5 protein-coding genes are annotated in these 11,719 nt (G+C 36.0%); 3 read left to right on the forward strand and 2 right to left on the reverse strand.

The features are described 5' to 3' along the window. Positions 1-33 precede the first annotated feature (33 nt). From G9C87_RS09605 to G9C87_RS09615, 3 genes are read left to right on the forward strand one after another with little or no spacing between them, the layout of a single operon-like run. Positions 34-5,058 carry a translocation/assembly module TamB gene (locus tag G9C87_RS09605; RefSeq protein WP_172280481.1) on the forward strand — a complete coding sequence of 1,675 codons (5,025 nt, stop codon included), beginning with the start codon at positions 34-36 and terminating at the stop codon, positions 5,056-5,058. Beyond that, a complete protein-coding gene (locus G9C87_RS09610) occupies positions 5,059-7,386 on the forward strand; it encodes a BamA/TamA family outer membrane protein (protein WP_172280482.1) in 2,328 nt (775 codons plus the stop codon). 1 nt (position 7,387) lies between these two features. Beyond that, positions 7,388-8,326, forward strand: a complete 939-nt coding sequence (locus G9C87_RS09615; RefSeq protein WP_172280484.1) for a YihY/virulence factor BrkB family protein — start codon at positions 7,388-7,390, stop codon at positions 8,324-8,326. Between the two features lie 34 nt (positions 8,327-8,360). Here G9C87_RS09615 and argS read toward each other — a convergent pair whose 3' ends face one another. After that, positions 8,361-10,127 carry an arginine--tRNA ligase gene (argS, locus tag G9C87_RS09620; RefSeq protein WP_172280486.1) on the reverse strand — a complete coding sequence of 589 codons (1,767 nt, stop codon included), beginning with the start codon at positions 10,125-10,127 and terminating at the stop codon, positions 8,361-8,363. A gap of 161 nt (positions 10,128-10,288) precedes the next feature. After that, on the reverse strand, positions 10,289-11,716 hold the full coding sequence (locus G9C87_RS09625) for a SusD/RagB family nutrient-binding outer membrane lipoprotein (protein ID WP_172280488.1): 1,428 nt from the start codon (positions 11,714-11,716) through the stop codon (positions 10,289-10,291). Positions 11,717-11,719 lie beyond the last annotated feature (3 nt).

Consider the following 11,719-nt stretch of genomic DNA (forward strand, 5'->3'; position numbering starts at 1 on the left):
TATTAATTATCTTTGTTCTAAACCCTATCACATTTGAAACTGAAAATCAATAAAAGAAAACTCCTAAGACGCACTGCTATTACCATTATATCGATATTGGTATTTCTTACCTTACTTATTTTAAGCTTGAGACTTCCGGCAGTTCAAAACTTCATCAAAGACAAACTTATTGTTTATCTTGAGAAAAAAATCAAAACAAAAGTAAGCCTTGAAAGGGTTTATATAGGTTTCCCTAACAGCCTGGTTATGGAAAATCTTTATTTAAAGGGGCAGAATATTGATACACTTCTTGCTGTAAAGAAGCTCGATGTAGGCCTGAACATGCTTAAACTTATTAATTCTACAGCAGATATTACTTCTGTTGATCTTGAAGGAGTACAGGCCAACGTGGTAAGAAAAAAAGACGGAAAATTTAATTTTGATTATATTATCGATGCCTTTGCCACTTCTGATAAAGAAGAAAGTCCTTCGAAACCGTTTATTATTTCATTGGATAAAATCAAATTAAAAGATATCGGGATTAATTTTAATGACCAGCAATCCCGAAACGATATTAAATTATATTTTAAATCTTTTGACACCAGGGTAAAAACTTTTGATTTAAATAAAAATAGCTACGCCGTTAATGATATCAACCTCGATGGACTGAAGCTCAAATTAAAGCAGGATATTGTAGAAGAGGTTTCAAAAAAAGTTGAAAAGAAAGTAGATTCTCTTAACCAGAAAAAATCAATGAGTATTGGATTAAGGGGAATTAAGCTGACAAATTTTGATATAGATTATGGGGATGACAATACCAAAACCTTTGCAAAAATTGTATTTAAAGAATTAAGTACTAAGGTCAATAAGCTGGATCTTGATAACAACTCTTACAACGTAGCCAATCTGTTTCTTTCCGGAGCAGATATTAATGCCAATCTTTATCTGCCGGCTCAAAATGCCAATCCCAAAAACTCAAAAGAAGAGCCTAAGCCTTCTGCGAATGCTGAAAAAGCAATGAAAATACTTTTGGGGAAGATGGTTTTGAACGATGTGAAAGTAGCATACAATAATACCGCGATTACTCCTACAAAGCAGGGAATGGATTTTAACCATCTTAATTTTTCAAAAATGAATGTGGAGGTCCGTAGTTTCAAGATGGAAAACAATACGTTTGCAGGAACTGTAAGCTCTGCGGAAATTAAGGAAAGTCGTGGGCTGGATATACAGAAATTCAATACAGATTTTGTATATGGTGAAAGACAGGCCTATCTGAAAGACCTTTATTTGCAGACCTCAAAAACAATTCTAAGGGATGAGGTTGTTTTGGAGTATAATTCAATCGAACAACTCAGTTCAAACCTGGGCGCAGTAAAAATATCAGCTAACATTAAAGATTCCAAAGTAGGATTTGCCGACATTTTAAATCTGGTTCCAACTTTAAGGACAACGGTTCCGTTTAATAAATATCCTAATGCAATACTTGCAGTAAATGCAAATGTAAAAGGAAATGTAAATGATCTGCTGATCCAGAATTTTAAATTATCAGGGCTTGATCAACTAAGGGTTTCGGCATCAGGAAGAATTAAAAACGCCATGAATCCCGATCAGTTATATTATGATCTGAAAATTGGCGAACTGTCATCTTCTGCAAAAACAATCTTTAACCTGGTACCTAAAAATACTATTCCATCGAATATTTCCCTTCCATCAAATTTCAGCATCAAAGGGACAGCGAAAGGAACCACGAAGATGGTTGATACCAACCTCAACCTGTATTCCACTCTCGGAAATGCAGCAGTTATTGCCAAGGTGGATATGCGCAGAAAAAATCATGAACTCTATGATGTAAAGGCTAATTTGCAGGGGATACAGGTGGGAAAAATTATACAGAATAAGGACATTGGCTCGGTTACAGCTCAAATCTCTGCAAAAGGAGAAAGTTTTGACTTCAAAAAAGCAAAAGCAGATCTTAAAGGACATGTTGCTTCAGCAACCTATAAAGGATACCAGTACCGAGATATGAACCTGACCGGAAAAATTGATAATGGTGCTTATAATATCCTATTGGATTCTAATGATCCTAATGCCAACCTGAAATTAACAGCCTCGGGAATATATAATGAAAAAAAACCTACGGTAAAGGTTAATGGAAATATTATCAAAGTAGATCTCAATAAACTAGGCTTCTATGATAAACAAATGATTATCGGTGGAAAAATTGAGGGTGACTTTACAAATCTGGATCCGGATCATCTTAATGGTTATCTGAATCTCCAAAATTTCGCGTTCTCGGATACCAAAGAAGTTTATCCTGTTCAGGAAGTAACGCTGAAAGCAAGTTCGGCAAATGATTCAACAAGCATTGTCCTCAATTCTCAGATTGCTGATGTCGAGCTCAAAGGAAAATACAGGTTAACGCAGATTTTCGGATCGTTGGCTCAGACCATTAACCAGTATTACCAGTTTCAGAAACCTGATAAATCTCAAAAGATCGATGCAGGACAATATTTTACCTTTAATGCAAAAATTAAAAATGATGATCTGATCAGAAAGTTTGTTCCGGATCTTAAAAGTTTTGAAACAATCAATTTAGCTGGAAATTATAATGCTGACTCCCATAAAATTGAAATCGACGGACAAATTCCTCAATTACTATATGGTGAAAACTCCATTGAAAATGCTTCACTTAAAGTAACGAATGAAAACGAAGCCCTGCAATATAATTTGAATGTTGCCGGATTGAAAAGCTCAAGTTTTGCTTTAAATAAAATAAATATTGGCGGAGATATTTCTGACAACACTATCAATTATAACATCACGACCAAAGATCAGAAAGATGTGACGCAATTCCTGATAGCCGGAAATGCCAAATCACTGAATGACATTACAGAAATCTCGTTAAATCCAAACGGCCTCAAATTAAATTATAATGACTGGACCGTTGCGGAAGGAAATAAAATACAGATTAGCAGCAAAGGAATTGTAGCAGATAACTTCAGACTTTCCAACACGGGAAGCGAAATTTCCCTTCAGTCCGAAAGCACATCTCCTAACAGCCCTTTAAATATTTCATTAAAGGATTTCAAGATAGAAACAATCACAGAGGTCATTAAAAAGGATTCTCTACTGGCAAAGGGAACGATCAACGGTACAGCTCAGCTAAGGGATCTTACAAAGGACATGACATTTACCTCAGACCTCAACGTTTCTGATCTTTATGTATTTGGAAATCCAATCGGGGACCTTGCTGTAAAGGTTAACAGTACTTCACCTAAGCTTTTAAATGCCAATATCGCATTATCAGGCAATGATAATGATGTAAAGATCGTTGGAGATTATAATACATCATCAAGCACATTTGATTTAGACATGGCTATCAATAAGCTTCAGATGAAAAGTGCCCAAGGCTTCTCAATGAATGCCATTACCAATACGGAAGGATACCTTTCCGGAAATCTTAAGATTACAGGAAGTCCGGATAAGCCTAACATTCTCGGTAAGGTAAAATTTAATAATGTTGGGCTTGAGATAGCAAAGACGGGAAGTGATTTCAGAAAACTGAATGATGAGATCGATTTTACCAGCCGTGGAATTGAGTTTAATCAATTTAAAGTGAATGATAAGGATGGAAATGCACTTGTCGTAGACGGGCAGGTCCTTACACAAACCTATAGAGACTTCGCCTTCAATCTTGATGTAAACGCTAAAGATTTTAAGGTTGTAAGTTCTGAAAAATCCAATGATGCCATGATGTACGGGATTCTTGCTATCGACGCAGGACTGCATATCCGTGGTAATCTGGATCTTCCGAAAGTAGATGGAAGATTAGCCGTGGCGGATAATACGGATTTTACATTTGTCCTTCCTCAATCCAGCCCGTCATTGCAGGAAAGAGATGGAATCGTGGAGTTTGTAGATCAGGATCAGGTGGTTTTAAACAAAACAATCAAAGCTGACTCTTTGAAAGCTCAGAGCCGCATTAAAGGCATGGATGTAAGTGTAAATATCGAAGTAAGTAAAGAAGCAAAAATGTCAATTGTTATTGATAAGGCCAATGGTGATTTTGTAAAACTGCAGGGAGAGGCGGAACTGACCGGAGGCATTGATCCATCCGGAAAAACTACCCTTGTGGGTGTTTATCAGGTGGAAAAAGGATCTTATGAGCTTTCTGTAAGTGTACTTAAGAGAAAATTTGATATTCAGAAAGGGAGTACCATTACCTGGACAGGAGAGCCTACTGCAGCCATTATGGATATTACGGCCATTTATAAAACCGAAACGGCTCCAATTGACCTAGTTGAGCAACAATTCACGGGTGATGCTGCTACATTGAATCAATTCAAACAAAGAATTCCTTTCAATACGTTGTTAAAAATGAAAGGTGAATTACTGAAACCACAGATTACATTTGACATCACTACAGATAAGAAAAATAATGCTGTTTCATCTACTGTAACTGAGGCAGTTGATCAGAAACTTACCCAGCTCAGAACCCAGGAATCGGAAATGAATAAACAGGTCTTCGCTTTGTTATTATTGAACCGTTTTATTGGAGAGAATCCATTCCAAAGCAGTGCAGGAATGTCTGCGGAAGCAATGGCAAGACAAAGTGTAAGTAAAATCCTTTCGCAGCAACTGAATAACCTGGCTTCAGGACTTATTAAAGGAGTTGATCTAAATTTTGGGCTGGAATCTTCCGAAGATTATTCTACCGGGCAGAAAAATACAAGAACCGACCTCAACGTAGATATTAGTAAAAAGCTACTAAACGATCGTCTTAAAGTAACGGTGGGAAGCAATTTCGGCCTGGAAGGTGATGCCAGACAAAATGAGAACACAACCAATATCGCAGGAAATGTTACTGTGGATTACAGTCTTTCCAAAGATGGCAGATATATGCTGAGGGCTTATCGTAAAGATGAATATCAGGTAGCCCTGCAAGGACAAATTATTGAAACAGGTGTCGGTTTCATTATTACATTGGATTATGACCGATTCCGGAATATTTTCAGGAAATCAAAACAGGACAAACCAAAAAAAGAAAATAAAAATAACCAAGTGGTAGAGTTTAAATAAATGGGAAATACATTCAAAATATATCTTACATCTTTATGTGCATCGGGATTCGCTGCCATTTCACTTTCGTGTAGCAATACAAAGTTTCTGAAAGAAGGACAAATGCTATACACCGGTGGTGAAGTAAAAATTGAAAATGATACCATCTCCAAAAAAGAGAAAAAAGAACTTCAGGCCGCTTTGGAAGAAAATCTGGTTCCCAAACCTAATTCAACCATTCTGGGCCTACGACCAAGGTTATATTTTTATAATATTGCCAAAGAACCTAAAAAAGAAAAAGGATTCAATTACTGGCTTAAATATAAGGTGGGTGAGAAACCCGTCTTATTAGGAGACGTTGACCGTGAATTCAATAAAGACATTATTGTTAATTACTCCGAGAATAAAGGATATTTTAATGCTAAAGCCACTTATGATACGATTTCCAAAAACAAGAAAGCAAAAGTCATTTATACATTAAGACCAGGAGCCCAATATCTGATTAGCAACGTAAAATTTCAAAAAGATTCTACTCTGGTTAATCGCGAAATTCAAAATTTAAAAGATAAAAGCTTACTGAAAAATGGAAATCCATTCGACCTTGGTGTTATTAAGTCGGAACGTGACAGGATTGATAACGGGTTGAAGGAAAAAGGATTTTATTATTTTCATCCTGACAATATTATTGTTCAGGCAGACAGTACAGTAGCCAAAAATCATAAGGTTGAGCTTAATGTAAAACTAAAAGATGATACACCTGAACTTGCAACACAACAGTTCGGTATCGATAAGGTTATTGTATTCCCCAATTATAATCTTCAGGATGTAAAGCAGGGAAAATACAGTGTCCCTATGAATCCGGATTCACTATCAAAATATGTTTATGATGATATCTACGTTATAGATCCGCAGCATAAATTCAAACCTAAGATCTTTGACAGAGCATTATATTTTAAAAAAGGAGATCTTTATAACCGGACAAATCATAACCTTTCATTAAACAGGCTGATTAGTTTAGGGGTCTTTAAGTTTGTGAAAAATGAGTTTATCGTTTCAGATTCTTTGCAACACAAATTTGATGCATATTACCTGTTAACACCTCGGGAAGTACAATCTTTACGTCTTGAGGCTTTAGGGAGAACCAATTCAGCAAGCTACGCGGGTAGTGAGCTCAACTTAAACTGGACCCACAGAAATTTTTTCAAAGGTGCTGAACAATTCAAAGCATCTGTATACGGAGCATTTGATGTACAGATGGGAGGACAACAATCTGAAGCTAAGAATATGTATCGTGCGGGAGCTAATGTGCAGTTGTCAATTCCTAGGATTGTTGCTCCTTTCCGCTTTAATTCTTCGAGTGCTTTTGTTCCAAGAACAAATATCAGTTTAGGATATGAATTCCAGAACCGTACGCAATATTACACATTGAACAACTTTACAGCATCTTTCGGCTATGTATGGAAGGAAAATGCTCGCAAAGAACATGATCTGAAAGTGATTGATATTACGTTGGTTTCCCCTGCCAATGTAACTCCATTGTATAACTCTATTGCAACCACACCAGCACAGCAAAGAATTGTAGAAAAGCAACTCATTTTCGGGCCTACATACTCATATACTTATACCAATACTATGTTACCCCAAACCAATACTATCTATTATAAAGGTACACTGGACTTGGCAGGAAATATTACAGGCTTGCTGACAGGAGCTAATGCAAAAAAAGATAAACAAAAAGAAATTTTTGGAGTTCCATTCAGTCAATATGCAAAAATTGAAAATGATTTTAGATTCTACCATAAATTTTCAGAAAAAACTAATTTCGCATCAAGAATAATTGCCGGAGTTGCATATCCTTATGGGAACTCAGAATTCATCCCTTTTTCCAGACAGTTTTTTGTGGGAGGAAGTAACAGTATCAGAGCATTTAGAGCAAGAACATTAGGGCCGGGAAGTTTTGACCCAAGGTCCCTATCACAAGGATTTTCATTTGATCAATCAGGAGATATTAAACTAGAAGTAAATGCAGAATATAGAGCAAATTTATATAAATTTTTAAATGTTACTGCTTTTGTGGATGCTGGAAATGTCTGGTTAATCAATAGTGACCCTTATAGGCCAGGAGGAAAATTCTCCAAAGATTTTTTAAGCGAAATAGCTGTAGGTGCAGGAGTTGGTCTAAGACTTGATTTCTCTATTTTGATTCTAAGGCTCGATTTAGCAATGCCGATACGTGTTCCTTATTATGAAAAGGGGGACCGATGGACTTTTAACAGAATTAATTTCGGGGACAGCAGCTGGAGAAAAGATAATCTTGTATTAAATATAGCAATCGGATATCCATTTTAATATGATCAATAATATAAAATTTTTCTGGGAAGTTTTAAAAGAAACGTTTAGTGAATGGAATAGTTCAACCGCATCAAGGGATTCGGCAAGCCTAGCTTATTATGCTATTTTTTCAATCCCGGGACTATTAATTATTATTATCTGGATAGCCGGAAACTTTTTTGGTGAAGAAGCCATCCGCGGGCAGATCAGTACTCAAATCAGCGGATTAATGGGGGAAGATGTTGCTAAAAGTGTAGAAAATATGATTGCCGGAGCATTGATCGATAAGCAGAATATTTTCATGAAAGCAGTAGGGATCGGTTCTTTGGTTTTTGGTTCTACTACTTTATTTTTTCAGCTGCAACATTCGTTAAACACTCTTTGGGATGTTCAATCAGCACCCAAAAAAGCATTGATCAAATTTCTTCTTGATAGAGCGAACTCACTTGGAATGATCCTTATTCTTGGGTTTTTATTAATGATCACTATGATTCTTTCATCAGCGATTAGCCTTTTTAATACATGGATCACCAATTATTTCGGGTTCGAGACGTATATGCTGGTTGAACTGGTCAATTTTGCTGTTGGCTTTGCGCTCGTTATGCTTCTATTTGCTTTGATGTTCAAATTTCTCCCGGATGTACAGATCAGCTGGAAACCTGTATGGAAAGGTGCAATTTTAACAACTATTTTATTTACATTGGGTAAATTTTTATTAAGCCTGTACTTCAGTAATTTCAAACCAACCTCAACCTTTGGAACGGCAGGAACTGTGATCCTTATTATGATGTGGATTAATTATTCCTGCATGTTGATATTTTTCGGAGCTGAATTCACTAAAGTATACTCTTACAAAAAAGGCTATAAAATTGTTCCTTCCAAACATGCCAAATGGAGCGATGCAAAATTATATGAAGACAGTCACAGAGATGTATCAAAACAAAACCAACAAACTTAATAAAAAAGCCTCCCGAATCCGGAAGGCTTATATTTTACATTCTGTTTACGGTTCCTATTCCCAGTAACCCTAAAGATTTTTTTATAGTTTTTGCCGTCAGATCAGATAAATTTAAACGGGTTTGTTTTAAATCTCCTTCTTCAAGTTTTACAATCGGTGTACTTTGATTCTGATAAAATGAATTATAAGATTTTACCAAATCATAAACGTAATTAGCGACAAGAGCAGGACTTAATGCCTCGGCAGCTCTTTCTACAATAGTTTTATAATTCGCCAGTAACATGATTAGCTCTTTTTCAAATTCATTCAGCTCTACTGCAGAAGCTTCTTTATATTCATAGTTAGCTTTTGACAATAAGGACTGAATACGGGCATATGTATACTGAATGAATGGTCCCGTGTTTCCATTGAAATCAACACTATCCGCCGGATTAAATAGCATTTTTTTCTTTGGATCTACTTTAAGCATAAAATACTTCAATGCACCTAACCCAACAGTTTCATAAGAAGATTCTCTTTCTTGATCCGAAAGCGTTTCAAGTTTTCCTAATTCCTGAGCCTTTGATTTAGCAGTTTCGTACATTTCCTGCATCAGATCATCAGCATCCACTACAGTTCCTTCACGGGATTTCATTTTTCCTTCCGGAAGTTCCACCATTCCATATGATAAGTGGAACAACTGATCAGCCCACGCATAACCCAGTTTTTTCAATATCTTGAACAACACCTGGAAATGATAATCCTGCTCATTCCCTACAGTATAAATTAGTTTCTTAATATCATTCTGCTTGAATCGTTCTACTGCCGTTCCCAAATCCTGGGTCATATAAACTGATGTTCCATCCGAACGCAATAAAAGTTTTTGATCCAATCCCTCATCCGTCAGGTCACACCAAACCGATCCGTCTTCTTTCTGATACAAAATCCCTTTATCAAGTCCTTCCTGAATAAGATCTTTACCTAAAATATAAGTATTGCTTTCGTATTGAACCTGGTCAAAATCAACTCCCAATCTTTTATAGGTTTCATTAAAACCTTTATACACCCAGCTGTTCATTTCTGCCCATAAACTTCTTACCTTCTCATCACCGTTTTCCCAATCCTGCAACATTTTTTGAGCTTCTTTCATCAAAGGAGCTTCTTTTTTAGCCTGATCCTCTTCTATTCCCCGTTCTACAAGATCAGAGATTTCTTTTTTATAGTTTTTATCAAATTCTACATAATAGTTTCCAACGAACTTATCTCCCTTGGTATGAGTGGTCTCAGGAGTTTCTCCATTTCCAAATTTTTCCCAAGCCAGCATTGATTTACAAATATGAATTCCCCTGTCATTAATGATCTGCGACTTGATCACATCATATCCGGCCTCTTTTAAAATCTGGGCCACAGAAAACCCTAACAAATTATTTCTGATATGCCCCAGGTGAAGAGGTTTATTGGTGTTTGGCGAAGAATATTCCACCATAACTGTAGCATTTTTCTTATCAATATTTGAAAAGTCTTCACTTATTGATTTGAACTGATCTACAAAGAATTGGTTTTTAACCTTTACGTTCAAAAATCCTTTAATAACGTTAAAGCTTTCGAACAAGTCAGTCTGTGCAGTAAGTGATTCTCCCAATTCTACTCCGATACTTTCTGGATTTTTTTTCAACTGCTTTACCAATGGAAAAGTGACAATTGTAAAATCTCCTTCATATTCAGTTTTATTTTCCTGAACTTCAAGGTTGATATCTTTCAACTGATATACATTCAAAATGACCTCCGAAAGTTTTTCCTCTATTATATCTTTAATATTCATGTAATTATTTTTATTTTTCCGCTATAATACTAGCTGTAACAAATCATGAGCAAATGAAACACTTCTGAGGTGATTCATTTCAAAATTTTGAAGTACAAATATACGGAAATAAAAAAACCGCCCGAAGGCGGCCTAACATGAATGTGAAATATATTAAGGTGTTAAAATTTATCCCAGAATAACTTTGTTTGTAAATGATCTCCTCCAATTGCAGCTGCTGCCTGATTATAATTACTTCCATTCAAAGTAGTTTCACGTACAGGATAAGTAAACCTGTTTGGCACAGGTGCTTTTGTTGCTGCAGGTAATCTTAAAGCAGGAGCATCATATTTTCTCCATACAGTCCAAGCTTCGAATCCTCTATTATACATCGCAATCCAGAATTGCTTACCAATTTTTTGCTTCCATGTGCCAGATGCTGTAGCATAATTTACATTAGCCTTAGCAAGATAAGCCGCTATATCCACAGAATCTATGCCCCAGTACTGCATATTTGCAGTAATCGCTTGTGTATAATAAGCCGCTGCAGGTAAAGGGACATTATAGCCTCTCTCTTTCGCTTCAGCAAGTAGAAATGAGATTTCGGAATAATCCATTAAATCTCCTTTAAGGTCAGGATTAAAAAAAACTTTCCCGATATGGCTGTAATCTGTATAGGTATTAAAACTTCCATAAATACCTCCAACATAAGGAGTTTTATTATTGTCAAAAAATACATTCCTTCTTGGGTCCTGTAAATCATTTAGGTAGTCTACGAAGGTATCCGCAGGAACAAAGTCCTGTCTTCCGCTTAAAACCAGATCAGCATACAATGGATTAGCATTAGCAATATTACTTTCGTACCTTAGAATAAAGTTATCCTGATTAGAAGAGATGAGCCCTTGTGTGAAAGCGGCTTCTGCTTCCGTCTTTGATAATGAAGGATCGGCATCTGCTATTCTCATAGCAAGTTTGAATCTTATTGAAGCAGCTAATTTTTTCCATTTGGTATGGTCTCCATCAAAAACAAAATCTTTTTCAAAACCAGTCGACTTAGGATCAATATCGCTATAAGCTTTTGTTATCTTTAATAACAGGTCTTTATAAATAGTAAAAGCATCATCATAAGCAGGTAAAGTTCCTTCTACCCCTTGTAATGCTTGTGAGTAAGGAACATTTCCAAATAGATCAACCAATTGCTGCCACGTATAAACCTCAATGATTGAAATGTAGGCAGTCTGATTTTTTTTCTGTCCCAATGTAAGTTTAGGATCTTTATTAATAGATTCCTTGGCTTGCTTTAAATTATAAAGAACTTTAGTATAAAGAATGTTCCAATGATTATCCGGAATACTTCTGTTTCTTATACTATAATTGGTTTCATCGACATACTGAGTCTGTGTCCATTGCTGAGCAAACAACCGGAATACATTTCGATTAACATTGGTATTACCCATTTGATCAAAAAGGCTTTTCACCCCATTTGTAAAAAGAAAACTCCCGGGAACTTCTGCAGGATTTTTCGGATCTTTATTTAAATTTTCGTAGTCTTCATTAGTACATGAAAACAGGGATAAGCTTAAGAATGAGCCTATAATTATTTTTTTCATTTT

The organism is Chryseobacterium sp. LAM-KRS1 (genome assembly GCF_013184525.1).
In the GTDB taxonomy this organism is placed as follows: Bacteria; Bacteroidota; Bacteroidia; order Flavobacteriales; family Weeksellaceae; genus Chryseobacterium; species Chryseobacterium proteolyticum.

Coding starts and splice junctions, on each gene's coding strand:
- G9C87_RS09610 (WP_172280482.1), top strand. CDS start 5,059: ATGGGAAATACATTCAAAATATATCTTACATCTTTATGTGCATCGGGA.
- G9C87_RS09615 (WP_172280484.1), top strand. CDS start 7,388: ATGATCAATAATATAAAATTTTTCTGGGAAGTTTTAAAAGAAACGTTT.
- argS (WP_172280486.1), bottom strand. CDS start 10,127: ATGAATATTAAAGATATAATAGAGGAAAAACTTTCGGAGGTCATTTTG.
- G9C87_RS09625 (WP_172280488.1), bottom strand. CDS start 11,716: ATGAAAAAAATAATTATAGGCTCATTCTTAAGCTTATCCCTGTTTTCA.